Source organism: Niveispirillum sp. CC-CTL257 (assembly GCF_059489915.1).
The window spans coordinates 364,067-388,623 of the sequence record NZ_JCAJXE010000001.1; the positions used below are offsets into that span (position 1 = coordinate 364,067).

20 protein-coding genes are annotated in these 24,557 nt (G+C 63.4%); 16 read left to right on the forward strand and 4 right to left on the reverse strand.

The genetic code is table 11. From position 1 onward, the window contains the following. Nucleotides 1-169: 169 nt before the first annotated feature. A complete protein-coding gene (locus ABC729_RS01810) occupies nucleotides 170-1,381 on the forward strand; it encodes a DUF418 domain-containing protein (RefSeq protein ID WP_495605958.1) in 1,212 nt (403 codons plus the stop codon). 89 nt (nucleotides 1,382-1,470) lie between these two features. On the opposite strand, the gene clpA is transcribed toward ABC729_RS01810, so the two are convergent. After that, nucleotides 1,471-3,771 (reverse strand): ATP-dependent Clp protease ATP-binding subunit ClpA, encoded by a 2,301-nt coding sequence (clpA, locus tag ABC729_RS01815; RefSeq protein WP_495605959.1) that lies wholly within the window; start codon nucleotides 3,769-3,771, stop codon nucleotides 1,471-1,473. A 6-nt stretch (nucleotides 3,772-3,777) separates the two neighbouring features. Further along, a complete protein-coding gene (gene clpS / locus ABC729_RS01820) occupies nucleotides 3,778-4,104 on the reverse strand; it encodes an ATP-dependent Clp protease adapter ClpS (protein ID WP_054165869.1) in 327 nt (108 codons plus the stop codon). 162 nt (nucleotides 4,105-4,266) lie between these two features. Between clpS and ABC729_RS01825 the strand changes: the two genes are divergently transcribed. Continuing rightward, nucleotides 4,267-5,151 carry an undecaprenyl-diphosphate phosphatase gene (locus ABC729_RS01825; RefSeq protein ID WP_495605960.1) on the forward strand — a complete coding sequence of 295 codons (885 nt, stop codon included), beginning with the start codon at nucleotides 4,267-4,269 and terminating at the stop codon, nucleotides 5,149-5,151. Nucleotides 5,152-5,155: 4 nt separating this feature from the next. Further along, nucleotides 5,156-5,947 carry a TrmH family RNA methyltransferase gene (locus ABC729_RS01830; RefSeq protein ID WP_495605961.1) on the forward strand — a complete coding sequence of 264 codons (792 nt, stop codon included), beginning with the start codon at nucleotides 5,156-5,158 and terminating at the stop codon, nucleotides 5,945-5,947. Nucleotides 5,948-5,951: 4 nt separating this feature from the next. On the opposite strand, the gene ABC729_RS01835 is transcribed toward ABC729_RS01830, so the two are convergent. Beyond that, nucleotides 5,952-7,994: a sensor histidine kinase gene (locus ABC729_RS01835; RefSeq protein ID WP_495605962.1), complete on the reverse strand. Its 2,043-nt coding sequence runs from the start codon at nucleotides 7,992-7,994 to the stop codon at nucleotides 5,952-5,954. Between the two features lie 207 nt (nucleotides 7,995-8,201). Here ABC729_RS01835 and trpA point away from each other — a divergent pair, with 207 nt between their 5' ends. Genes trpA through ABC729_RS01860 form a run of 5 tightly spaced genes read left to right on the forward strand, consistent with a single transcriptional unit; the run spans nucleotide 8,202 to nucleotide 12,279 of the window. Then, the gene (trpA, locus tag ABC729_RS01840; protein WP_495605963.1) at nucleotides 8,202-9,050 is read left to right on the forward strand and encodes a tryptophan synthase subunit alpha; all 849 of its coding nucleotides are present in this window, start codon (nucleotides 8,202-8,204) and stop codon (nucleotides 9,048-9,050) included. Nucleotides 9,051-9,075: 25 nt separating this feature from the next. Next, nucleotides 9,076-9,537, forward strand: coding sequence for a hypothetical protein (locus tag ABC729_RS01845; protein ID WP_495605964.1), 462 nt, complete (start codon nucleotides 9,076-9,078; stop codon nucleotides 9,535-9,537). Beyond that, complete coding sequence (locus ABC729_RS01850; protein WP_495605965.1) at nucleotides 9,534-10,004, forward strand: hypothetical protein; 471 nt, start codon at nucleotides 9,534-9,536, stop codon at nucleotides 10,002-10,004. The genes ABC729_RS01845 and ABC729_RS01850 overlap by 4 nt, the downstream gene beginning before the upstream one ends. Then, complete coding sequence (gene accD / locus ABC729_RS01855) at nucleotides 10,001-10,957, forward strand: acetyl-CoA carboxylase, carboxyltransferase subunit beta (RefSeq protein ID WP_102111853.1); 957 nt, start codon at nucleotides 10,001-10,003, stop codon at nucleotides 10,955-10,957. Before ABC729_RS01850 ends, accD begins: the two co-directional genes overlap by 4 nt. Further along, complete coding sequence (locus tag ABC729_RS01860; RefSeq protein ID WP_495605966.1) at nucleotides 10,954-12,279, forward strand: bifunctional folylpolyglutamate synthase/dihydrofolate synthase; 1,326 nt, start codon at nucleotides 10,954-10,956, stop codon at nucleotides 12,277-12,279. Before accD ends, ABC729_RS01860 begins: the two co-directional genes overlap by 4 nt. A 53-nt stretch (nucleotides 12,280-12,332) precedes the next feature. On the opposite strand, the gene trxA is transcribed toward ABC729_RS01860, so the two are convergent. Next, nucleotides 12,333-12,656: a thioredoxin TrxA gene (gene trxA, locus ABC729_RS01865; protein ID WP_054165877.1), complete on the reverse strand. Its 324-nt coding sequence runs from the start codon at nucleotides 12,654-12,656 to the stop codon at nucleotides 12,333-12,335. A 243-nt stretch (nucleotides 12,657-12,899) separates the two neighbouring features. Between trxA and ABC729_RS01870 the strand changes: the two genes are divergently transcribed. The 8 genes from ABC729_RS01870 (at nucleotide 12,900) to gltB (ending at nucleotide 24,511) form a co-directional block, all read left to right on the forward strand. Next, entirely contained in the window at nucleotides 12,900-14,036 is a 1,137-nt protein-coding gene (locus ABC729_RS01870; protein ID WP_495605967.1) for a hypothetical protein, read from the forward strand. 12 nt (nucleotides 14,037-14,048) lie between these two features. Further along, nucleotides 14,049-15,431 carry a hypothetical protein gene (locus ABC729_RS01875; RefSeq protein ID WP_495605968.1) on the forward strand — a complete coding sequence of 461 codons (1,383 nt, stop codon included), beginning with the start codon at nucleotides 14,049-14,051 and terminating at the stop codon, nucleotides 15,429-15,431. 112 nt (nucleotides 15,432-15,543) lie between these two features. Beyond that, on the forward strand, nucleotides 15,544-16,938 hold the full coding sequence (fumC, locus tag ABC729_RS01880) for a class II fumarate hydratase (RefSeq protein WP_495605969.1): 1,395 nt from the start codon (nucleotides 15,544-15,546) through the stop codon (nucleotides 16,936-16,938). A 341-nt stretch (nucleotides 16,939-17,279) separates the two neighbouring features. Continuing rightward, on the forward strand, nucleotides 17,280-18,728 hold the full coding sequence (locus tag ABC729_RS01885) for an NAD(P)-dependent oxidoreductase (protein WP_495605970.1): 1,449 nt from the start codon (nucleotides 17,280-17,282) through the stop codon (nucleotides 18,726-18,728). A 3-nt stretch (nucleotides 18,729-18,731) separates the two neighbouring features. Beyond that, the gene (locus ABC729_RS01890; RefSeq protein WP_495605971.1) at nucleotides 18,732-18,992 is read left to right on the forward strand and encodes a DUF4160 domain-containing protein; all 261 of its coding nucleotides are present in this window, start codon (nucleotides 18,732-18,734) and stop codon (nucleotides 18,990-18,992) included. Between the two features lie 5 nt (nucleotides 18,993-18,997). After that, a complete protein-coding gene (locus ABC729_RS01895; RefSeq protein ID WP_495605972.1) occupies nucleotides 18,998-19,276 on the forward strand; it encodes a DUF2442 domain-containing protein in 279 nt (92 codons plus the stop codon). Nucleotides 19,277-19,307: 31 nt separating this feature from the next. After that, nucleotides 19,308-19,967: a glutathione S-transferase family protein gene (locus ABC729_RS01900; RefSeq protein WP_495605973.1), complete on the forward strand. Its 660-nt coding sequence runs from the start codon at nucleotides 19,308-19,310 to the stop codon at nucleotides 19,965-19,967. A 2-nt stretch (nucleotides 19,968-19,969) separates the two neighbouring features. Further along, nucleotides 19,970-24,511, forward strand: a complete 4,542-nt coding sequence (gene gltB / locus ABC729_RS01905) for a glutamate synthase large subunit (protein ID WP_495605974.1) — start codon at nucleotides 19,970-19,972, stop codon at nucleotides 24,509-24,511. The last annotated feature ends 46 nt before the right edge of the window (nucleotides 24,512-24,557 follow it).

Here is a 24,557-nt window from a genome sequence, read left to right on the forward strand (position 1 = left end):
TGCCGTTGGTGGCGAAGCGGTACGGTTATTTTGGCGCATGCCACCTTGCCCATCCCCCGCCCTCCATGTCACCTTCCTCACCGGAAGTGGGGTGCCCGACCAATGACCACCGGCGGCAAGACCGGGGCGGCCCGTCAGGGAACATCCTGGCAGGGCAGGGGGGTAGATAATGGGCAATGTCGCGTCACGGGATGGCGGCCGCATTGATATGGTGGATGCGCTGCGCGGAACGGCCCTGATCGGGCTGTTCCTGGTTCATATGGATGAACATTTCGAACTGCTGCGCTATCCGGCGAACGCGCCGGACTGGCTGAACAGCCTGAACCAGTGGGTGCATCACCTGACCTTCGGGCTGTTCGCGGGCAAGGCCTACGCCATCTTCGCCATGATGTTCGGGATCAGCTTCACCCTGATCCTGCAAAGCTGGGCCAGGAACGACGGGGACGCAGCGGTAAGGCTGCGGTTCCTGTGGCGGCTGGTACTGCTGGGGGCCATGGGCTATGTCCACGCCCTGCTCTATATCGGTGATATATTGCTGGTCCTGGCGGTTTTCGGGCTGCCGCTGGTCCTGCTTTACCGCGTGCCTGACCGGCTTCTCTGGCCGCTGGTTATCCTGTTGCTGAGCCAAGCCGTGTCACTGTGGACCGTGGCCGGTCTGTGGATCACGCCGGAGGCGACGCCATCCAACCCGTCGCATTGGGCGCTTTATGGCCGCATCTTCACGCTGTTCACCCAGGATAGCTGGTCGGCCGTGTTTGTGAACAACCTGACGACGGGTCAGACGGCGCGGTTCTGGTTCTTCGCCGAATCGGGGCGGTGGCAACAGATGGCGGGCCTGCTGATCCTGGGCATGATGGCCGGGCGGCGGCAGCTTTACCTGGATAATCCGGGCAACCGCCGCATCTGGATGCTGACATTCCAACTGGCCCTGGCCGGGTTCGTCCTTCTGTTCCCCCTGTCGCTATGGGCTCAGGGGCTGCCGTTGCAGGGCCTTCTGAAATACCATCTGGGCATGATGACGGGCGGCTGGGCCAACCTCATGCAGATGCTGCTCTGGGCCTCAGGTTTCGCCCTGATCTATCGCCGCATTGCGGGCCTTGGCTTCACGGGCCGGCTGGCCGCATTCGGGCGGATGAGCCTGACCTGCTACCTGATGCATTCCATCATTTTCGTACCCTTCTTCCATGGCTATGGGCTGGGCTTCTATCAGCATTGGGGCATCGCCCTGTCGGTGGGCGTGGGCGTGCTGTTCCTGGTCGCGCAGATACGCTTTGCCGACTGGTGGCTGCGCCATCATGCCTACGGTCCCGTGGAATGGCTCTGGCGCTGCGCCACGCTGGGCCGGTTTGATGTGCCGCTCCGGCGGGCGGCCTTGGCCTGAATGAAAAACGCCCGGCGGTGGGAGCCGCCGGGCGTTTGGTTTCTAAGCAGCAGACGTCGCATAAGCGCAAGCGCATGCGACAGGCCTGTTTACGCCAGCTCCTCCACCTTTTCCTCGCGTTTGCCGTGCTTCGGTTCGGCATAGTCGAAATCCAGGCCGTCGCCTTCCTTGTTCAGGATGACGCGCACGGCCCCGCCCTTTGACAGCTTGCCGAACAGCAGTTCCTCGGCCAGCGGCTTCTTCACATGTTCCTGGATGGTGCGGGCCAGCGGGCGGGCGCCCATGACGGGGTCGTAACCCTTCTTGGCCAGCCAGGCGCGCGCACCATCGGTCAGTTCGATGGTCACACCCCGGTCGGTCAACTGGGCTTCCAGCTCCATCACAAACTTGTCCACCACGCGGGCCACCACCTCCGGTCCCAGATTGCCGAACGGGATGATGGCGTCCAGACGGTTGCGGAATTCCGGCGTGAAGGTCTTGTTGATGGCTTCCTGATCGTCGCCCGTGCGTACACCACTGCCAAAGCCGATGGCATGCTTGGCCATATCGGCAGCACCGGCATTGGTTGTCAGGATCAGGATGACGTTGCGGAAATCGACAATCTTACCGTTATGGTCCGTCAGCTTGCCATGGTCCATCACCTGCAACAGGATGTTGTAGATGTCGGGATGCGCCTTCTCGATCTCATCCAACAGCAGCACGCAATGCGGATGCTGGTCGATGGCATCGGTCAGCATGCCGCCCTGGTCAAACCCGACATAGCCCGGGGGCGCGCCGATCAGGCGGCTGATCGTATGCCGCTCCATATATTCCGACATGTCGAAGCGGATCAGCTCGATCCCCAGCGTGCGGGAAAGCTGCTTGGCCACTTCCGTCTTGCCGACACCGGTGGGGCCGGAGAACAGGTAATTGCCGATGGGCTTTTCCGGTTCGCGCAGGCCGGCACGGGCCAGCTTGATGGCCGACACCAGTGCTTCGATGGCCGGATTCTGGCCGAAGACCATGGTCTTCAGGTCGCGTTCCAGGTTCAGCAGCACTTCCTTGTCGTCGCGGCTGACCGACTTTGGCGGGATGCGCGCGATCTTGGCGACCACGGCCTCCACATCCTTCTGGGTGATGGTCTTCTTGCGCTTGTTCTCGGGCAGCATGGTCTGCGCTGCCCCGACCTCATCGATGACGTCGATGGCCTTGTCAGGCAGCTTGCGGTCACCAATGTAGCGGGCCGACAGTTCCACCGCCGACCGGATGGCGTCCTTCGTGTAGCGCACCTTGTGGTGCGTTTCGTAATAGACCTTGATGCCTTCCAGAATCTTGATCGCATCCTCAATCGACGGCTCGTTGACGTCGATCTTCTGGAACCGGCGGACCAGCGCCCGGTCCTTTTCGAAGTAGGAGCGATATTCCTTGTAGGTCGTGCTGCCGATGCAGCGCAGGGCGCCGGACGCCAGGGCTGGCTTCAGCAGGTTGGACGCATCCATGGCCCCGCCGCTGGTGGCACCGGCGCCGATGACTGTGTGGATTTCGTCGATGAACAGGATGGAGCCTTCCATCGCCTCCAGTTCCGAGACCACGGCCTTCAGCCGTTCCTCGAAATCACCGCGATAGCGCGTGCCAGCCAGCAGCGACCCCATATCCAGCGAATAGATGGTGGCCTTGCGCAGGATGTCCGGCACCTCGCCCTGCACGATGCGGCGCGCCAGCCCCTCGGCGATGGCGGTCTTGCCCACGCCGGGATCGCCCACATAAAGCGGGTTATTCTTCGACCGGCGGCACAGGATCTGGATGGTGCGCTCCACCTCCTGCTCGCGCCCGATCAGGGCGTCGATCTTGCCGGACAGGGCCTTCTTGTTCAGGTTGACGCAGTAGGCTTCGAGTGCCTCCGTCCCCTTCTTCACGACCTTCTCTGCATGGGCCTCTTCATCGGCACCCGACACGCGCTTGGGCTCGGCCCGACCGGGAGCCTTGGCGATGCCGTGGGAGATGTAATTGACGGCGTCAAACCGGGTCATCTCCTGCTCCTGCAGGAAATAGACGGCGTGGCTTTCGCGTTCGGAGAACAAGGCGACCAGGACATTGGCACCCGTCACTTCCTCCCGACCGGAGCTTTGGACATGGATGGCGGCGCGTTGCAGCACGCGCTGGAACCCGGCGGTGGGTTTGGCGTCATCCTGGCGGGTGGTGACCAGATTGGAGAGTTCCCCATCCAGATATTCGACCAGTTCGGCCTTCAGCTTCGCCACATCCACGCCGCAGGCCCGCAGCACGGCCAGCGCGTCCTGGTCCTCCGTCAGCGCCAGCAGCAGATGCTCCAGCGTCGCATACTCGTGACGCCGTTCGTTGGCGTTGGCCAGGGCCCGGTGGAGGGTCTGTTCGAGATTCCGCGACAGCATGATGCGCTAATCCTTTTCCAGGGTGCACTGTAACGGGTGCTGGTGCTGGCGGGCGAAGTCCATGACCTGGGTCACCTTCGTTTCCGCCACTTCATAGGTGAACACGCCGCAAACGCCGACGCCACGCCGATGGACATGCAACATGATCCGCGTCGCTTCATCACGGTTCTTGTTGAAGAAGCGTTCAAGGACATGCACGACGAACTCCATGGGGGTGTAGTCGTCGTTCAGCATCAGCACCTTGTACATGGCGGGTTTCTTCGTCTTCGGCTTGGCCTTCACGACCACGCCTGTCGACGTCCCCCCATTCCCGTGCTTGTCATCCTCAGCCATGGCAGTTAACGATCAATTGATGGGTCCCCTCTTGCGCCCTACGATCATATGAAATGATTGGGCCCGGTTGGAAGGGCGTATCTGCATTGCCCGAAAGGTTTTGAAGGATACTTGAAAAGGGAGGGGGGTGATGCCAATGCGGCGCGTCATCCGGCCACAATCATGCCCCTCGCCGCTCCCGGTACCGGCTGCTATAAGGCGCGGACCAATGCCAGCCGGGACGCTACCGAATTGACCGACCTCGCCCAATATCTCGACGCCGTCCTTCTGGGCCTGCTGGAAGGGCTGACGGAATTCATTCCCGTCTCCTCCACCGGCCATCTGATCCTGCTGGGGGAGATGCTGGGCTTCAAGGGGCAGGCGGAAGATCTGTTCAAGGTGGTGATCCAATTGGGCGCCATCCTGGCCATCCTGCTGGTCTATTTCCAGAAGCTCTGGGGCGTGGTCCGCGGGCTGGCGCAGGGTAATGGCGAGAGCTACCGGTTCACCGCCGCCATCCTGCTGGCCTTCCTGCCTGCCGCCGTGATCGGCGTGTTTGCGCATTCCTATATCAAGAGCGTGCTGTTCAACCCGACCGTGGTGTCGGTCGCCCTGATCACCGGCGGCATTGCTATCCTGCTGGCCGAACGGCTGGTGCCCCGGCCACAGCATTTCGCGGTGGAGGCATTTTCGCCGAAACTGTCGCTCTCTATCGGCTTTGCCCAATGTCTGGCCATGATCCCCGGCGTGTCGCGGTCGGGTGCGACCATCATCGGTGCCCTGCTGATGGGGGTGGAACGCAAGGCGGCGGCGGAGTTCAGCTTCTTTGTAGCCATCCCTACCATGCTGGGGGCCGCGACCTATGATCTCTACAAGAACCGCGATGTTCTGGCGGTCGACAGTGTGGGCATGATCGCGGTCGGCTTCATCGTGGCTTTCCTGTCGGCCCTGCTGGTGGTGCGCTGGCTGGTGGCCTTTGTGGGCCGGCACGGTTTCGCGCCTTTTGCCTGGTACCGCATTGTCATCGGCAGCATCATGCTGGCCTGGCTGACCTTCTTCGCGGGCTGATCCCATGGCCGACCGCCCGACCCTGTCGCTGAAACCCAAGCCCGCCCCCTTGAAGGCCCGGCGCAAGCCGTTCCGCATTGGCGGCCTGCCGGCGGTGTCGGCTCTGTTCGACCGTGATCCGGATCGGGCGGAGAAGCTCTATTTCGACGAGCGGCTGAAACATGCGGCCGCCCCCTTCTGCGCCCGTATGGCCGCGGCCCGCAAACCCTTCCGGCTGGTCCCGTCGGAGGAGCTGGAAAAGATCGCGGGTTCGGCCATGCATGGTGGCATCGTGGTGGAGGCATCGCCCCGGCCCGTCCTGACCTTCGGCCTGGACATGGCCAGGGGTTGGGCGGCGGCGGGGGTGCCGCTGCTGATTCTGGACGGCGTGTCGAACCCGCATAATCTGGGCGCCATCGTGCGCACGGCTGCGTTTTTCGGTGTAGAGCGGATCGTCATTTCTGACCATCCGGGGCAAGCCCTGCCGTCAGAAGCCGCCTATCGCGTGGCCGAGGGTGGGTTCGAATATGTCGCCCTGCACCGCGCCACCGATTTCGCCGCGACCTTGAAGGCGCTGGGCCGGCATTATCGCACCATCGGGACCGCACTTGGCCCTTTCCCCGCCCTGTCCGACCTGTCGCGCCAGCCGGGGGGTAAGCCGGTCGCCGTGGTCATGGGCAATGAGGAACATGGCATGCCGCCGGACAGTCAGGCCGCCTGCACCGACCTGGTCACCATCGCCGGCAGCGGCTGGGTGCAGTCGCTGAACGTGTCGGCGACGACGGCGATCCTGGTGTTTTTGATGACGAAGGCGTGACGCTTCAGCTGTTGCCGGTGCCCAGCGGCAATGTCACATGGCATTTCAGCCCCGTTGCGGACCAGTCCATGTCGATCTTGCCGCCCAGCTGATGGCGCAGCACCTGACCCAGCAGCGTGGAGCCGAACCCCTTGCGCGTCGGCGGTGCCGTGACGGCGGGGCCGCCGGTCTCGGTCCAGGACAGTTCCAGGACATTGCGCCGGACCGTCCAATCCACCGTCACTTGCCCCTCGGGCCGCGACAGGGCGCCATGTTTGGCGGCATTGGTGGCCAGTTCGTGGAAGACCAGACCCAGCGACTGCACCATGTCCGCCCCTAGTCGCACGCGCGGCCCGCGCAGGATCAGCTGCGACGGCTGACCCGCAAAGGCTTGAAACTCATCCTCCACCAGCCGCTCCAGATCAGCCCCCGACCAGGAGGCCTGGGCCAGCAGGGAATGCGACCGGGCCAGTGAGGAGATGCGCCCCTCCACGGCACTGGTGAAGCCCTCGATACTGTCCCCCTTGGACAGCCGGACAACGGCCTGCGCCACGGCCAGGGCATTCTTGGCGCGGTGATCAACCTCGCGCATCAGCAGGCGCTGGCGGTCCTCCGCTTCGTACCGGCCCGTCACATCCATGGCAGTGGCGGTACAGCCGATGATGCGCCCACCCTCGTCCCGGATGGGGACGGCATTGACGGACAGGATCTGGCGCGCACCCGTCTTGGGATCGCGCAGCGCATATTCGCCGTCGCGCACCTCTTCCCCCGCAAGGGCGCGGGCTGTGGGGAAATCCACACTGGCCAGCGACCGCCCGTCCAGCGTGGTGGCGTGCCAGATGGCGGCGTCATGGCGCACACCGATAATGGCTTGGCGTGACAGGCCCAGGATACGCTCCGCCGCCGTATTCACATCGGTGAAGCGGCCATCGGGTCCGATTTCCATGATGGCCACCGGTGCTGTGCTGACCAGCCGGCTTAACCGTTCCTCGCTGCGGCGCAGATCGTCCAGCGCGATGTCGAGATGGGCCGTGCGTTCCCGCACCCGCGCCTCCAGCGCCAAGTTGGAGCTGCGCAACTGCCCCTGCGCCACTTCCGCCTGCCGTGTCTGCCGCAGGGCGATGGCGGCCAGCGGCAGCAGCAGCAGTGTGGCGACCAGCGCGAAACTGAAATGGCCCAGCGCCGACCAGCCCCACTCCGACCGCAGACCGGCGGTAGAAATGCCATAGACCACGTAGACCGGCACGCGGTCGACATTGGCGACGGCATAAAGACGTTCCGCCCCGTCAAAGGGCGACGAGGCTGTGAGAAGCCCCGTTTCCGGGTCGCGCCGCGCGATTAACTCGGCGACATTGCCCAGCGTCATGCCATTGTCCGCCGATGCCGGATGGCGCACCAGTACCTCGCCGTCATTGCGGACCAGCATGACCTCCACACCCGGTCGCGTGGCGATGCTGGCATAGAAGGATTCGAAATAGGCGGGCCGCATGGAGACCTGCACGACCCCCAAGAAGGTGCCGTCATGCGCCTCTGCCCTGTGGGACAGGGCGAAGAATATTTCCGGGTTCAGCCGTCCCGCCAGCCGTGTGCTGACATGCGGGCCATTATTGCCATTCTGATGCGGCACAAAATAGTCGCGGTCGGCGACATTCAATTCCGGTGCCGGCCAGCGCAGGGTGCTGACCCGTACCCGGCCGTTGGCATCGGCCAGCCAGTAGGACTGCACTTCCTGCGCTTCGCTGGCCAGATCGCGCAGCCACTCGTGAAGATGGGGCGTGCCGGCAACCTCATCCCATCCCTGACTGCGCACCAGCCATTCGGCGTTGCGCAGCACCAGGGCGTGTGCACCCATTAGCCGGGCGGCATGTTCGGCCAGCTGATCGGCCTCGGTCCGCGTGTCGATGGTGGCCCGCTCCATCACGCGGGCACGGCCCAGCAGCAATTCCGCGCCGAACAGGGCCAGGGCGACAAGCAGCGCCATCAGCGCCAGCCAGACGACGGCGCGGGACGGATTGGCCTGACGCAACACCTGCGTCGGTGGTGCTGGATGGTCGAATATGTCCTGCACGCTGATCGACCTCGCTGGGTGCTTCTTAGCTGATACGCCCTGTGACCTGTATCCGTGAAGCTGTTTCATCGGTAGAGGCAGACCTATGCCGAACCGCATAGAAACCCGCGCCACGCCGGGCCGGCACGCGCAAAGCGCCGGTTGTTTCGGGCGGTTCCTGCGTCTATGGTGCGCCGCCTTTTGAATGCAGTTTGGAAGCTCACCCGCATGACCAGCGCCCCGATCCAAGCCGCCACCCGCATCGACCACCGCTTCGCCAAGCTGAAGGCGGAAGGACGGTCCGGCCTTGTCACCTTCATCACGGCCGGCGATCCCGACCATGAGACCAGCTTGGCCCTGCTGAAGGGGCTGCCCGGTGCCGGGGCTGATGTCATCGAACTGGGCATGCCTTTCACCGACCCCATGGCTGACGGCCCCGCCATCCAGGCGGCGGGCCTGCGCGCGCTGAACAATGGTGCGCGCATGACCCGAACGCTCGACATGGTGCGAGAGTTCCGTAAGGCAGACGATGAAACGCCGCTGGTCCTGATGGGTTACTACAATCCTGTCTATTCCTATGGCGTCGAACGGTTCCTGGCCGATGCCAAGGCGGCCGGCGTGGATGGTCTGATCGTGGTCGACCTGCCGCCGGAAGAAGATACTGAACTGTGCGTGCCTGCGCTGAAGGCCGGGGTCAATTTCATCCGGCTGACTACGCCGACCACTGACGACGCGCGCATGCCCGCCGTGCTCGCCAATACCTCCGGCTTTGTCTACTACGTCTCCGTCACGGGCATCACCGGGGCCGGCAGCGCCAGCGCCGGGGCCATTGACGAGGCGGTGGCCCGTCTGCGCCGCCACACCGACCTGCCGCTGGCTGTCGGCTTCGGCATCACCACGCCGGAGGCCGCTGCCGCCGTCGCCCGCGTGGCCGACGCCGCCGTGGTGGGCAGCGCCATCGTCCGCCAGGTGGAGGCCAACCTGGACGCCGACGGTAAGCCCACTGCCGCCCTGGTGCCCAATGTGCTAGACTTCGTGCGGGCGCTGGCCCAGGGCGTGCGAGCCGCCCGGGGGTAACTCGCCTGGACCCACGAGGTGCGCCATGGCTTATGCGTTTGACGATGATCAGGATGTGTTCCCCCCCCTGTTGTCCAAGGATGAGGTGGAGGAGGAACAGCAGGATTGGCTATCCCGTCTTCGCCAACTGTACGGCACCCTGGAAGGGTGGCTTCCGGTTGGCGAAGATTTCACCGTTACCCGACATGACGCCGAAAGTCTCGACCCTGTGGCCAAGAAGGCTGGCATAACGGCTCCTCTCAAAGTTCCACGTTTTCAAATTGAATATGGGGCTTCTGAAAAGCGTCTTCAGATTTTCCCGGAATCGCGTTGGGTGTTGCTGACGCGTGGGCGACTCTTTCTGTTCCACCCGCTGGGACGGACCTATATTGAGGATCAAGGGTTACCAGGGGAGCCTGACTGGCGTTTCTACCCCTATCGTGACCGCAGCCAGAACGTTCCTTTGAATCGCGAAGAGTTCCAGATTCTGCTGGAAGGCTTGCGGTGAAATATTTCGACGTTATTGAGGCGTCGTATCTCGCGACCGACATCGCGCTGACTGAGCGTCAGGCCGCTGATGAACCCGGCCCGCTAAAGATTGATGGCAGCCCACCCACGGTCACCGCGCAGTATGTGAATGAGCGGGCGTACTTCGTCCTTCTCGTCGCGCAGTTTGAGGATTTGGTGAATAAAGCCGTCAATGTCCACGTTGACCAAGGGCGCGGCTCTGCCGACTGGCGCACCCGCGAACTCTGGGGTGCGGTCATTCCCCGCACAAAACGCATCCAGGATATCCCGTTCAAACTGCGTTTGGCGCTTCTGATCGACAGACAGAGGGTTGAGTACCGGGACGCTTGCGGACTATATGATGCGCGGAACCTGATTGCCCATGGCGTGCTGGACGGTCCCTTGAGTATCCAGAGGGCCATCAACCAGTTGCGGGCCGTCGCGTCGCTTATCCAGGAAGTCCCATGAACTGGCTGACCAATTTCGTCAAACCGAAGATCCAGGCCCTCGTCTCCAAGAAGGAGGTCCCGGACAATCTCTGGCACAAATGCCCGTCCTGCGGCGCCATGCTGTTTCACCGCGATCTGGAGGAACAGTTGCATGTCTGCCAGCATTGCGGCCACCATATGCGCCTGGACCCGGTGCGCCGGCTGAAGACGCTGTTCGATCCGGGCTATCAGACCATCGAACTGCCCAAGGTGGTGGTCGATCCGCTGAAGTTCCGCGATCAGAAGCGTTATACCGACCGCCTGAAGGAAGCGCAGTCCAAGACGGGCCGTCAGGACGCCATCGTCGTGGCCCATGGCAAGATCAACGGCCAAGGGGCGGTTGCTGCCGTCTTCGATTTCAATTTCATGGGTGGCTCCATGGGCATGGCCGTGGGTGAGGGGCTGCTGGCCGCCGCGCGTCTGGCTGTGTTGCAGCAGGTTCCGTTGCTGGCCATCCCGTCCTCGGGCGGTGCGCGCATGCAGGAGGCGATCCTGTCGCTGATGCAGATGCCGCGCACCGTCATCGCGGTCGAAATGGTGAAGGAAGCGGGCCTGCCCTATATCGTGGTCCTGACCGACCCGACGACCGGCGGCGTGACGGCCAGCTTCGCCATGCTGGGCGATATCCATATTGCCGAGCCGGGCGCGCAGATCGGCTTTGCCGGTGCCCGCGTCATCGAAAGCACGATCCGCGAGACGCTGCCCGAAGGGTTCCAACGCTCCGAATATCTGCTGGATCACGGCATGGTGGATATGGTCGTCCATCGCAAGGAACTGCGCGATACGCTGGGTCGGGTCATCGACCTTCTGCGCCGTCCCGGCCCCACCGCCGACATTGTGAAGATCGGTCGGGGTAGCGACCGTGGCGGCCGCAAGCCCGCCGGGTCCGGCCCGGCGGTCAGCGCCATCCAGGGTGGTGCCGGCTATCAATGATCAAGGCGCCGCCGCTGCTGCCTGCCTCCCCCCGGCTGGAGGCGGCGCTGGATCGGATGCGGCAGCTGCATCCGGTGGTCATCGATCTGTCGCTGGGCCGGATTGAACGGCTGCTGGCGGCACTGGGCCACCCGGAACGCCGGCTGCCGCCCACGGTGCATGTGGCCGGCACCAATGGCAAGGGCAGCACCGTTGCCTTCCTGCGCGCCATGGCGGAGGCGGCGGGCCATCGCGTCCATGTCTATACCTCCCCGCATCTGGTGCGCTTCAACGAGCGTATCCGGCTGGCGGGGGCGCTGATCGGCGATGATGACCTTGCCGACATCCTGGAAGAGGTGGAGACGGCCAATGACGGCCATCCCATCACCTTTTTCGAGGTAACGACGGCTGCTGCTTTCCTGGCCTTTGCCCGCGTGCCCGCCGACCTGCTGATCCTGGAGGTGGGGCTGGGCGGGCGTCTGGACGCCACCAATGTCATTGATGCGCCCGTGGTCAGCCTGCTGACCCGCATCTCCCTGGACCACACACAGTTCCTGGGACCCACCCTGCGCGACATTGCCGGCGAAAAGGCGGGCATCATCAAGCCGGGTCGCCCCGCCATCGCAGGGCCACAGGCTGATCCGGTGGCCAATGCGGTCTTTGCCGAACGGGCCGCCGCCCTGTCGGCACCTCTGTTCCTACATGCGCGCGACTGGTCCGTAACGGCGACGGACACGGGTTTCCGGTTTCAGGATGCCACCCGCGTCCTGGACCTGCCGCCACCTGGCCTGATGGGGGCTCATCAGGTGGATAATGCTGGCCTTGCCATCGCGGCCACAGCCCATCTGCCCCTGACCATCGCAGAGGATGCCATCCGCCGCGGCCTTGCCGCCGTCGAATGGCCGGCGCGGCTGCAACGTCTCACGCGCGGGCCACTGCCCGATCTGCTGCCTGCTGGCTGGGACCTGTTCCTGGATGGCGGCCATAATGACAGTGCGGGCGAGGTGCTGGCGCGGCAGCTGGCGCGCTGGAATTCCGATGGCCGCCCGCTGGACATGGTCTTCGGCATGCTGGGCTCCAAGCGGCCCCTGGACTTCTTGACGCCGCTGGCCCCGCATGTCCGTCGCTTGCGCGCCGTAGCCATTCCGGGGGAGCCGAACAGCGTGACGGCGGAGGATGCCGCTGCCTTCGCGTGCACCGCCGGTATGGATGCGGCGGCCAGCCCCGATGTGGAGAGGGCGGTTGCCGAACTGGCGGCACTGGCACGGCAGGGGGAACCGGCCCGCCTGCTGATCTGCGGCTCGCTCTATCTGGCGGGCACCGTCCTGGCGCACAACGCATAAAAAAAACCCGAAGCCCGAAGCTTCGGGGTTTTTTCAGTGCAATGGCGACCGGATCAGAGGCTGTTCTCGATCCAGGTCTTCAGCTGCTGCTTGGGCAGGGCACCGACCTTGGTGGCGGTGACCTGACCGTCACGGAAGATCATCAGGGTCGGGATGCCGCGCACGCCATACTTGCCGGGCGTGCCCGGATTCTCATCGATATCCATCTTGGCGATGGTCACCTGACCGTCCAGTTCGGTGGCCAGCTGTTCCAGGCTGGGGGCCAGCATCTTGCAGGGGCCACACCATTCGGCCCAGAAATCGACCAGAATCGCGCCAGAGCCTTTCAGGACGTCGGCGTCGAAGCTGGCGTCGGTAACGTGAATGATATCAGCCATTTTTCCCTCAGGGGGTTCGTGTCATGGGTGCGGGCCATCGCGTGGACCGCCTCTCAACAGGAAATGTAGGCACCCCCTTGGCATGGGGTCAAGCCGCTGCACATCGCACCCCTGCGCTGCACCATACGTGGCTTGAAATCGTCTGTTGGGTTAACGGAAAACTGTCCAACTATCTAAAATACGAGATATAACAAAGCACATGCCGCGTCAGCGGTATTGAAAGGCGGGACGGATCGACCGGACATGACGGATCAAGGGGACAGCGGGCGTACCCGCAAGATGATGGAGGATTTCGCGCCCGCGACATTCGAGGAGCGCGGCGTCACCGTCCCCTTCACGACCCCGTTGCTCAGTCAGGCCCGCCTGCGCCGCGATCAGAATGAACGGTTCGAATTCCTGCTGCCAAACTTCACCGCCGGCAAGGGTACCTATGTCCTGCCCTGGAAGGGGCTGCCCAGCGTTATGACGCTGACCTTGCATGACCGGCTGTTGTTCGAAGAGATTGAACAGCTGGAAACCCACTCGCCCGAACAGATTCGCGCCTGCGTCCTGTCGGTGCAGGCCACCGGCGTCTGCGGGCCGGATCCGGCGACGCGGGCCGGCGAACTGCTGGACCAGGACGGGCAGTATTTGGTTTTGACCCAGTTCATCCTGGTCACCGAACTGCTGAAGCTGGTGAATATCAGTGCCGCCGACCTGCTGCGTCCCGGCATGACGGCGGATGATAGCAAGCGCGTGGCCCGCCAGGCCCTGGCCAAGGTGGCGGCCATGGTGGATATCCCACCGGACGACATGACCACCCGCGTCGATCAAATCGGGGAGGCGGTGGCCCCCGTCGGTCTGCCGCAAGCCCCGAAATCCGGGCGCCTGCGCTCGCTGGCCGACCGGTTACAGGCCTTTGCCCAGGGCACACAGCATTTCGCCGATACCGACCCGTCGGAAGCGGCGATGCTGGGCACCTACGTTGCCACCGTCGCCAACCACACGCTGACCCTGGCGCGGCAGCGGATCGGCAAGCTGGATGCCGCCTGCCGCGACGCGCGCCAGATCGTGAATGACGCGCCCAAACTGCACCGGGTCATCCAGGAGTCGGTGGGCCGCATCTCCTGGCTTCTGGATGGCTGGGAATTCCTGATCGCCATGTGGGAAAGCGTGAAGGATGAACCATCGGCCACCAAGCAGACGAGCATCACCGACATTTCCCGCCTGCTGCCCATGATCCCGAAGGAAGAGATCAGTGCCGCCACCGATGCGCTGGATCTGGACGCCATCCAGCGCCTGCAGAAGAAATGGGTGCGGGTGAACCAGGATTGGCGCACCGGCGTCCTGGATATGGATGCCGTCATGCGGCTTGAATCGCTCAAAGCGGCCATGTGCTGAGGGAGGGCGATCATGAACGACAAGAAGCCCGCCGCCCCCGCCGCCCCGCCCCGGAAATCCAGTGATTGGGCGGCTTTGGGCACAGACGTGCTGCGCCTGCCGGATCGTAAACTGCTTCAGATTTACCGGCTGCTGGAACAGGTTGGCGACAAGCCGGAAATTTCAGACGCGTTTGAGGCGATGCGCCCGCGCCTGACCACCCTGCGTCCGCCGCGCCGGCCTGCTTTGTCGCGCCTGTTCTTCCTGCCGGCGGAAGACATGCTGGATGATGCCCTGCATTATACCCGCCGTCTGAACCGTATCTGTCGCGCCACCCTGTCGCCCTGCTGGCAGGCGGTGAAGGAACATATCCCCGCTTCTGTGCAGCAGGATGTGCAGCGGGAAATGGCGGGGATCGATTATCGCGATGGTGCCGCCATCGCCGTCATCTGCGAGCCGCTGTGGCTGGCAGGTGTGGAGGCCTTGGCCAAGGTCATGGCCGAATGTCAGAACAACCTGAAATACAAGCTGAACCTGTTCGGCCGCGATGATGACGTGCAGCGGCAGCTGGAGACGCTGCGCCAGATACTGGCCGTCGCCGTCCGGGTGGAAAAGCTGAAGGCCGCCCTGCCGCCGCGTCCTATCCTGGACCTGGCCGAATCGCATGTGGAGATCATCCGCAACAACCTGATCGAACTGGGCAAGGAAGAGGCGGCTCTGACACAGCCGCTGCTGCTGGTGCTTGCCTCGCGCATGCAGCGGCCGGGTGAGTTGCTGCGCATGCTGGGTGAGGTGCGCCTGGGCGGTACGGTGGCGGAGAAGGAAACCCTGACCAAGGAAATGTCAGGCTATGTCGTGGGCAACCTGCTGCGCCAGACCTCTGATTTCGACCGGGAGAATCCGGGGGTTACGGGTGATCTGTCCAGTCTGGCCGCCGCCGCTGAACGGCTGACCGACGGTCTCAATTCCGTCAATGACACGGTGCAGGGCCTGCGGGACAAGGAGATCACGGCTAAGGTCAAGAATGCCCGCGCCGAGATCGCGCAGTTCGTGCTGAAGAATATCTGCGCCGATGTCGATAAGGGCCTGACCGAGGCCCTGTTCAGCCATGAGGGATTGCCCAGCGACGAGGAAGTGAAAAAGGCCGAACAGTTTGCGATGGCCCTGCGCCGGTCGTCCAAGCTGGCGGGGCCGCTGGGCATCCAGCGGGAGGTGGCGGCCAAGATCACGGAGGCGCGGACGCAGGTGGTGAACAATACGCTGGCCACCCTGCGCAGCGCTCCGCGCAACCGTGACGGCTCCATGGGGCCGGAGGGCCAGCGCCAGATGTTCAACGGCCTGCGCATGGTTGAAATCCTGGCCGGATCGGACGAGGCGGAGCGGCTGTTCCGGGAGTGGAAGTCGCAGTTCCGGTGAGCAGGGGTTTCTTGGTTGCGTAGCGTGGATTAGCGAAGCGTAATCCGCGCTACGCATGGCCGTGATCTCTGCTACCCTCTGCATCCGTTTTGGCAGCAGAGGGGCGCCGGTGATGGCCGCCAATGTCCGCATCGAAACCGACAGTTTCGGCCCGATCGAGGTGCCGGCCGACCGTTACTGGGGTGCCCAGACCCAGCGGTCCTTGCAGAATTTCAAGATCGGCGGTGAACGCATGCCCCCGGCCCTGATCCGGGGCCTGGGCATCGTCAAGAAGGCGGCGGCCAAAGCCAATGTCACGCTGGGACAGCTGGACCCCGCCCTGGCCGACGCCATCATGCGCGCTGCGGATGAGGTGATCGACGGCACCCTGATCGATCACTTCCCGCTGGTCGTCTGGCAGACCGGGTCGGGCACCCAGACCAACATGAACGCCAACGAGGTCATCTCCAACCGCGCCATCGAAATGCTGGGCGGGCAGATGGGGTCGAAGAAGCCGATCCACCCGAACGACCATGTCAACCGGGGCCAAAGCTCCAACGACAGTTTCCCCACCGCCATGCATATCGCGGGCGCGGAGCGCATCCATCACGACCTGATCCCCGCCCTGGAACAGTTGCATGCCGCGCTGGCGGCCAAGGCGGATGAGTTCGCGGACATCGTGAAGATCGGCCGCACGCATTTGCAGGATGCCACGCCCATGACCCTGGGGCAGGAATTCGGCGGCTATGCGCAGCAGGTGGCCTATGGCATCGACCGGGTGAAGGCGGTGCAGCCGGCCTTGCTGCGCCTAGCCCAGGGCGGCACGGCGGTGGGTACGGGCCTGAACACCGCCAAGGGCTTCGACGTGGCCTTTGCGCAGGAGGTGGCGGCGATCACCGACCTGCCCTTCATCACGGCCCCCAACAAGTTCGAGGCACTGGCCGCCCATGACAGCATTGTGGAGGCATCAGGTGCGCTGAACACCGTTGCCGTCTCCCTGATGAAGATCGCCAATGATATCCGCCTGTTAGGCTCCGGCCCGCGCAGCGGCATCGGGGAGATCAGCCTGCCGGAGAATGAACCCGGCAGCTCCATCATGCCCGGCAAGGTGAACCCCACCCAGTCGGAAGCCATGACCATGGTGGCGGCCCAGGTGATGGGCAACCATGTGACCATCACCCATGCCGGGGCTACGGGCCATTTCGAACTGAACGTGTTCAAGCCGGTGCTGATCTATAACCTGCTGCAATCGATCAAGCTGATCGCCGATGCCAGCCGGTCCTTCGCCGAGAATTGCGTGGTCGGCATCAGTGCCAATATCGACCGGATCAGTCGCCTGATGGGCGAAAGCCTGATGCTGGTCACCGCACTCAACCCCCATATCGGCTATGACAATGCCGCCAAGATCGCCAAGAAGGCGCACCACGAGGGCACAACCCTGCTGGAGGCTGGGATCGCCCTGGACCTGCTGACGGAGGCGCAGTTCAAGCAATGGGTGCGGCCAGAGGATATGGTGCATCCTGGGTGAGGGGGACAGGGGCGGCCTGCCCATCAAACAGGCCGCCTGCCTCAATAAAATCAAAAATAGTCCTACTTCGGTCCTATTTACGCATCTGCGAACGGTTCGCAATGCCGGCTATGCGCAAATGCAACGGAACTATGCGGCGCAAAATGGTCAGCAATGCTGACCTAACGCTTAAAAACTGCTGGCAGGGGCTGATTTTCCGTTTTATATGAACCTTACCGGCGCCATTCGGGAAAGGGGATTACCCGCCTGTTGGCGCCGTTTCCAACGGTGCGGGGCGTTTGGCCCTTCGCACTGCGGCAAGGAAAGGGGCCCGGCCCCGTTTGACGGTAAGGATTGGTTCCATGGCGACGCAGAAGATGCTGGGCTTTGTTCACACCGACCAGCGCATGCCCGACAAGCGCGAGGCGGAAATCCGTCGCCAGGATTTCAACGAGATTTATGCCCGCTTCACCGATACCGGCGCCGTCGAACAGGCCAGCCGCTGCTCGCAATGCGGCGTGCCCTTCTGTCAGGTGCATTGCCCCGTCTCCAACAACATCCCCGACTGGTTGAAGCTGACGGCCGAGGGGCGGTTGGAAGAGGCGTATGAACTCTCGCAGGCCACCAACAACCTGCCCGAAATCTGTGGCCGCATCTGCCCGCAGGACCGGCTGTGCGAAGGCAATTGCACGATTGAGCAATCGACGCATGGCACGGTGACCATCGGTGCGGTGGAGAAATACATCACTGACACGGCCTTCGATAAGGGCTGGGTCAAGCCCATCGCGCCGCGTGTGGAGCGGGAACAGTCGGTCGCCATCATCGGTGCCGGTCCCGCCGGTCTGGCCGCTGCCGACCAACTGCGCAAGAAGGGCTATCAGGTTCATGTCTATGACCGTTATGACCGGGTCGGCGGCCTGCTGATGTACGGTATTCCGGGCTTCAAGCTGGAAAAGGATGTGGTCATCCGCCGTTGGAAGCTGCTGGAGGAAGGTGGCGTCAAGTTCCATCTGGGTGTGGAAATCGGCCGTAACACCGACATGCGCACCCTGCGCGCCCAGCATGATGCCGTGCTGATCGCCACGGGCGTCTACAAGGCCCGCGACCTGGGCGGTCCCGGTTCGGGTCTGGACGGTATCGTGCCGGCCCTGGATTACCTGACGGCCAGCAACCGCAAGAGCCTGGGCGACACCGTTCTGGATTTTGAGACGGGCAAGCTGAACGCCAAGGGCAAGAAGGTCGTCGTCATCGGTGGTGGCGATACCGCCATGGATTGCGTGCGCACCGCCATCCGTCAGGGGGCAATGTCGGTGAAGTGCGTCTATCGCCGCGACCGCAAGAACATGCCCGGTTCCCAGCGGGAGACCGCGAATGCCGAGGAAGAGGGCGTGGAATTCGTCTGGCAGACGGCACCCGAAGGCTTCACCGGTGACGCGCATGTCACGGGCGTGAAGGCCTTCAAGATGCATATGGGCGTGGCCGATGCAACGGGCCGCCAGACCCCTATGCCCATCGAAGGCTCCAACTTCACGATGGAAGCCGATCTGGTGATCAAGGCCCTGGGCTTTGATCCCGAAGACATCCCCAGCCTGTTCGGCGTGCCGGAACTGAAGGTCAGCCGCTGGGGCACGGTGCAGGTGAAGTACGCCACCATGATGACCAACCTGGACGGCGTCTTCGCCGCCGGCGACATCGTGCGCGGGGCTTCGCTGGTCGTCTGGGGCATCAAGGATGGCCGCGACGCCGCCGTCGGCATCCACAACTACATCCAGGCGAAGATCGCCAGCGGTGTGGCGGTGGCGGCGGAGTGAGGAATGCCGACTGTCGGATATGTCGCCGGTTTCATGATCCTGATGTATTTTCGTGATCATGCGCCCCCGCACTTTCACATCCAAGGTAATGGCGTCTTTGCCAAGATCAATCTGGATGGTCTGACGGTCGAGGATGTGAAAGGGACGCTCAAAGCGTCTGATCTGCGGGCGATCCGCGATTGGGCGCGCCGCCATCTCCCGGAGCTTTACGCGGCCTGGACAGTGGCGCAGCGCGGTGAGTCACCGGAGAAGATCAAGGAGTGATCGCGATGCGGTTTGTTAAGGAAGCCAAGGCGAACCCCGATTTCACCGTGACAGTTCAATGGGTGGACGGTGGCAGTGATGTCATTGATTTCCGACCGCTCATCGAGGGGCCGGCGCTGGCCCCCGTCCGTGATCTGGATTTCTTCCTGCAAAAGTTGGAAGTGGTCCATGAGGGGTACGCCATAGGCTGGCCTGACGAACTGCATTTCAGTGCCGACAGCCTTTGGTATCGCGCCCACCCCGAAGACCTCAAGCGTGATTATCCCGAAGTAGCCGCCGAGTAACCCTGAGACACAAGAAAGCCCCGACCGAACCATGCTCCGCCTCTACGACAACCTCTCCTCCGGGAACGGCTACAAGTGCCGCTGGCTGCTGACGCAGCTGGGCCTGCCGTTTGAGCGGGTGGAGATGGATATCGACACAGGCGAGACGCGGACAGAGGCTTTCCTGGCGCTGAACCCCAACGGGCGCATCCCGCTGCTGCGGCTTTCGCCCGGTGATTTTCTGGGCGAAAGCAACGCCATCCTGCGCTGGTTGGCGGAGGATACGACCTTCTGGCCGGATAACCGCCGGGATAAGGCCGCTGTCCTGCAATGGCTGTTCTGGGAACAGTATAGCCACGAGCCGAACATCGCGACGGCGCGGTTCTGGATCACCCACAAGGTGGCCATGGACCCCGAACGTATCCATGCCCTGATCGTGAAGCGCGAGCAGGGGCATGCGGCGCTGAAGCTGATGGAACGCCACCTGACGGGCCGTGACTGGTTCGTGGGGCAGCAGGCCACCATCGCCGACATTGCCTTGTATGCCTACACCCATGTGGCGGAGGAAGGGGGCTTTGATCTTGCCCCCTATCCCGCCATTCGCGACTGGTTGGACCGGTTTGCCGCCCAGCCAAACCACATCAAAATCACTGACGCCGTGGGCACGCCCGTGTCCCTGGCCGATGCGCTGACTTCTGAACAGAGGGCCTGACCATGACCGACGCCACCATCAACGCCGGTGAGATTTTCGCGGCGGAATACACCGCCAACAAGGCCCTGCTGGACACCACCGCCTTTGTCGATACCGAGCAGCATGATGCCTGCGGCGTCGGCTTCGTGGCCGCCATCGATGGCAAGCCGCGGCGCGAGGTGGTGGAAAAGGCCGTGGAGGCGCTGAAGGCCCTCTGGCACCGTGGTGCGGTCGATGCCGATGGCAAGACGGGCGATGGTGCGGGCATCCATGTGCAGCTGCCCCAGGCGTTTTTCCGGGAACATGTGGTCCGTACCGGCCACCCGGAGCCGAAGGGCCTGATCGCCGTGGGCCAGGTCTTCCTGCCGCGTACCGACCTGTCGGCGCAGGAACGCTGCCGCGCCATTGTCGAGACCGAGGTCCTGAACTGGGGCTACACCATCTATGGCTGGCGCCAGGTGCCCATCGACATCTCGATCATCGGTGAGAAGGCCAACGCCACCCGGCCCGAGATCGAACAGATCATGGTCGGTAATGATGGCAGCGTGTCGGATGAGCAGTTCGAGCGCGACCTCTACATCATCCGCCGCCGCATCGAGAAGGCGGTGGCCGGTGAACAGATCGGCGGCTTCTACATCTGTACGCTGTCGGCCCGCTCCATCATCTATAAGGGCATGTTCCTGGCCGAACAGCTGACGGCCTTCTACCCGGACCTGCTGGACGAACGGTTCGAAAGCAATTTCGCCGTCTATCACCAGCGCTATTCCACCAACACCTTCCCGACCTGGCAGCTGGCCCAGCCGTTCCGCACGCTGGCCCATAATGGCGAGATCAACACCCTGCGCGGCAACGTCAATTGGATGAAGGCGCATGAAACGCGCATGTATTCCGAGGCGTTCGGCGCGCATGTGGAAGATCTGAAGCCGGTCATTCAGGTCGGCTCGTCGGATTCGGGCGCGCTGGACGCCGTGTTCGAGCTGATGCTGATGTCGGGCCGCTCCGCACCCATGGTCAAGACCATGCTGGTGCCGGAAGCCTGGTCGAACAAGGAAGTGATGCCGCAGGCGCACCGCGACCTGTACAGCTACGCCAATGCCGTGATGGAGCCGTGGGACGGCCCGGCGGCCCTGGCCATCTATGATGGTCGCTGGGTCGTGGGCGGTGTTGACCGTAACGGCCTGCGTCCCCTGCGCTATGTCATCACCGGCGACGGGCTGATCATCGGTGGGTCGGAAACCGGCATGGTGAAGATCAACGAACAGGCCGTGGTGGAGAAGGGCCGCCTGGGTCCGGGGCAGATGATTGCCGTGGACCTGAAAGAAGGCCGCCTGTTCCACGACCGGGAGATCAAGGACAATCTGGCCGCCCAGCGCCCCTATGGCGACTGGATCGGCGAGATCACGGTCCTGGACGATCTGGTCAAGAAGGCCCCGGTGGAGCCGGCAGAACTGTCCAAGGATGAGCTGCGCCGTCGTCAGCTGGCCTATGGCATCACCATGGAGGATCTGGAGCTGATCCTGCAGCCCATGGTCGATGACGCCAAGGAGGCTGTCGGTTCGATGGGTGACGACAGCCCCATTGCGGTTCTGTCCGACAAGTATCGCGGTCTGCACCATTATTTCCGCCAGAACTTCGCCCAGGTCACCAACCCGCCCATCGACAGCCTGCGCGAAACCCGCGTCATGTCGCTGAAGACGCGTCTGGGTAATCTGGGCAACATCCTGGACGAGGATTCGACCCAGTGCCGCCTGCTGCAACTGGAAAGCCCCGTGCTGACCAGTGCGGAATTCCGCGCCATGCGCAAGTACATGGGGGCGACGGCGGCGGAGATTGACTGCACCTTTGATCCGTCCATCGGCCCCAATGCCCTGCGTGACGGCCTGCGCCGTATCCGTCAGGAAGCCGAAGATGCCGTCCGTGGTGGCGCCACCCACGTCATCCTGACCGACGAGGCGATGACGGCCAACCGCGCGCCGATGCCGATGATCCTGGCGACCGGTGCCGTCCACACCCACCTGATCCGTCAGCAGTTGCGCACCTTCACCTCGCTGAATGTCCGCTCGGGTGAATGCCTGGACGTGCATTATTTCGCGGTGCTGATCGGCGTGGGTGCCACCACCGTCAACGCCTATATCGCCCAGGAAGCCATCGCCGACCGCCACCGCCGTGGTCTGTTCGGCCAGATGAGCCTGGAGGAATGCCTGAAGCGTTACAAGAAGGCCATCAATGACGGTCTGCTGAAGGTCATGTCCAAGATGGGCATCTCCATTATCAGCAGCTACCGTGGTGGCCTGAATTTTGAGGCCATTGGCCTGTCGCGCTCGCTGGCTGCCGAATATTTCCCCGGTCTGCCGTCCCGCATCTCCGGCCTGGGCCTGAACGGCATCCAGGAAGAGGTCGTGGGCCAGCACAAGATCGCCTATGACGAGGATGTGGTGGCCCTGCCGGTCGGCGGCTTCTACCGCTTCCGCAAGGGCGGCGACCGCCATGCCTGGGAAGGTGGCCTGATCCACCTGATGCAGACGGCGGTGGGCACCGACAGCTTCTCCACCTTCAAGAAATACTCCGAGGCGCTGCACAAGCGTCCGCCCATCAATCTGCGCGACCTGCTGGATTTCAAGCCGGCGGAAAAGTCGGTGCCGGTGGATGAGGTGGAAAGCATTACGTCCCTGCGCAAGCGTTTCATCACGCCCGGCATGTCGCTGGGTGCCCTGTCGCCGGAGGCGCATGGCACGCTGAACGTCGCCATGAACCGCATCGGCGCGCGGTCGGTCAGCGGGGAGGGTGGTGAGGACCCGGCACGCTTCAAGCCGGATGCCAATGGCGACAACTGGAACAGCGCCATCAAGCAGGTGGCCTCCGGTCGCTTCGGTGTGACGGCGGAATATCTGAACCAGTGCCGCGAGATCGAGATCAAGGTGGCGCAGGGTGCGAAGCCCGGTGAAGGCGGGCAGCTGCCCGGCTTCAAGGTCACAGAACTGATCGCCAAGCTGCGCCATTCCACGCCGGGGGTGATGCTGATCAGCCCGCCGCCGCACCATGATATCTACTCGATCGAAGATCTGGCCCAGCTGATCTATGACCTGAAGCAGATCAATCCGATTGCCAAGGTCTGTGTGAAGCTGGTGTCGCGGTCGGGCATCGGCACCATTGCCGCTGGCGTGGCCAAGGCCGGTGCCGACATCATCCTGGTCGCTGGCCATAATGGCGGCACCGGCGCTTCGCCGCAGACCTCCGTCAAGTATGCTGGCGTGCCGTGGGAAATGGGCCTGTCGGAGGTGCAGCAGGTGCTGACGCTGAACCGTCTGCGCCACCGCGTGACGCTGCGCACCGATGGCGGCCTGAAGACCGGCCGTGACATCGTGATGGCCGCCATGCTGGGCGCGGAAGAATTTGGCATCGGCACGGCGGCCTTGGTCGCCATGGGCTGCATCATGGTCCGCCAGTGCCATTCCAACACCTGCCCCGTCGGTGTCTGTGTGCAGGATGAAGACCTGCGCAAGAAGTTCACGGGCACGCCTGAAAAGGTCGTGAACCTGTTCAGCTTCATCGCTGAAGAGGTGCGTGAGATCCTGGCCAACCTGGGCTTCCGTGAACTGCGGGAAGTGGTGGGCCGTTCGGACCTGCTGCATCAGGTCAGCCGTGGTGCCGCCCATCTGGACGATCTCGACCTGAACCCGCTGCTGTCGGTGGCCGATCCGGGCGAATATGCCCGTTACTGCACGCTGGAAGGCCGTAACGAGGTGCCGGACACGCTGGATGCCCAGATGATCAAGGACGCCAAGGCCTTGTTCGAAGTGGGTGAGAAGACCCAGATGCAGTATCACGCCCAGAACACGCACCGCGCCATCGGCACGGCTTTGTCGGGCATGATCACCCGCAAGTTCGGCATGAAGGGGTTGCAGCCCGGCCACGCCACCGTTCGCCTGCGCGGATCGGCGGGTCAGTCGCTGGGTGCCTTCGCGGTGCAGGGTCTGAAGTTGGAAGTGTTCGGCGATGCCAATGACTATGTCGGCAAGGGCCTGTCGGGCGGCACCATCGTGGTGCGTCCGCTGACGGCCAGCCCGCTGAAGACCAACGAGAACACGATCATCGGCAACACCGTCCTCTACGGTGCCACGGCGGGCAAGCTGTTCGCGGCGGGTCAGGCCGGTGAGCGGTTCGCGGTGCGTAATTCCGGTGCTACGGTCGTGGTCGAAGGCTGCGGTTCCAACGGCTGCGAATACATGACGGGCGGTCTGGCCGCCATCCTGGGCAAGGTCGGCGACAATTTCGCCGCCGGCATGACGGGCGGCATGGCCTATGTCTATGACGAGGAGGGCCAGTTCCCGCTGTTCGTGAACCCGGAAAGCGTCATCTGGCAGCGCCTGGAGGTTCCGCATTACGAGGAACAGTTGAAGGCCCTGATCCAGGAACATATTGACGAGACGGGCAGCCGCTGGGCCGCCCAGCTTCTCAACGATTGGGAACTGGTGCGGGGCAAGTTCTGGCAGGTGGTCCCGAAGGAGATGCTGAGCCGGCTTCCGATCCCTGTTACGGCACCGGAACGACTGAGCGCCGAGTAGGACCAAGTAAGGATAGGGGGCCGAAAGGCCCCCATTTCTTTTGGGG

What these genes read in the sequence shown, in the direction of transcription:
- ABC729_RS01900 (WP_495605973.1), top strand. Translation starts at nt 19,308, where the DNA reads ATGCTCCGCCTCTACGACAACCTCTCCTCCGGGAACGGCTACAAGTGC.
- trpA (WP_495605963.1), top strand. Translation starts at nt 8,202, where the DNA reads ATGACCAGCGCCCCGATCCAAGCCGCCACCCGCATCGACCACCGCTTC.
- ABC729_RS01885 (WP_495605970.1), top strand. Translation starts at nt 17,280, where the DNA reads ATGGCGACGCAGAAGATGCTGGGCTTTGTTCACACCGACCAGCGCATG.
- ABC729_RS01870 (WP_495605967.1), top strand. Translation starts at nt 12,900, where the DNA reads ATGACGGATCAAGGGGACAGCGGGCGTACCCGCAAGATGATGGAGGAT.
- trxA (WP_054165877.1), bottom strand. Translation starts at nt 12,656, where the DNA reads ATGGCTGATATCATTCACGTTACCGACGCCAGCTTCGACGCCGACGTC.
- clpA (WP_495605959.1), bottom strand. Translation starts at nt 3,771, where the DNA reads ATGCTGTCGCGGAATCTCGAACAGACCCTCCACCGGGCCCTGGCCAAC.
- accD (WP_102111853.1), top strand. Translation starts at nt 10,001, where the DNA reads ATGAACTGGCTGACCAATTTCGTCAAACCGAAGATCCAGGCCCTCGTC.
- ABC729_RS01830 (WP_495605961.1), top strand. Translation starts at nt 5,156, where the DNA reads ATGGCCGACCGCCCGACCCTGTCGCTGAAACCCAAGCCCGCCCCCTTG.
- ABC729_RS01810 (WP_495605958.1), top strand. Translation starts at nt 170, where the DNA reads ATGGGCAATGTCGCGTCACGGGATGGCGGCCGCATTGATATGGTGGAT.
- clpS (WP_054165869.1), bottom strand. Translation starts at nt 4,104, where the DNA reads ATGGCTGAGGATGACAAGCACGGGAATGGGGGGACGTCGACAGGCGTG.
- fumC (WP_495605969.1), top strand. Translation starts at nt 15,544, where the DNA reads ATGGCCGCCAATGTCCGCATCGAAACCGACAGTTTCGGCCCGATCGAG.
- ABC729_RS01845 (WP_495605964.1), top strand. Translation starts at nt 9,076, where the DNA reads ATGGCTTATGCGTTTGACGATGATCAGGATGTGTTCCCCCCCCTGTTG.
- ABC729_RS01890 (WP_495605971.1), top strand. Translation starts at nt 18,732, where the DNA reads ATGCCGACTGTCGGATATGTCGCCGGTTTCATGATCCTGATGTATTTT.
- ABC729_RS01825 (WP_495605960.1), top strand. Translation starts at nt 4,267, where the DNA reads ATGCCCCTCGCCGCTCCCGGTACCGGCTGCTATAAGGCGCGGACCAAT.
- ABC729_RS01895 (WP_495605972.1), top strand. Translation starts at nt 18,998, where the DNA reads ATGCGGTTTGTTAAGGAAGCCAAGGCGAACCCCGATTTCACCGTGACA.
- gltB (WP_495605974.1), top strand. Translation starts at nt 19,970, where the DNA reads ATGACCGACGCCACCATCAACGCCGGTGAGATTTTCGCGGCGGAATAC.
- ABC729_RS01860 (WP_495605966.1), top strand. Translation starts at nt 10,954, where the DNA reads ATGATCAAGGCGCCGCCGCTGCTGCCTGCCTCCCCCCGGCTGGAGGCG.
- ABC729_RS01875 (WP_495605968.1), top strand. Translation starts at nt 14,049, where the DNA reads ATGAACGACAAGAAGCCCGCCGCCCCCGCCGCCCCGCCCCGGAAATCC.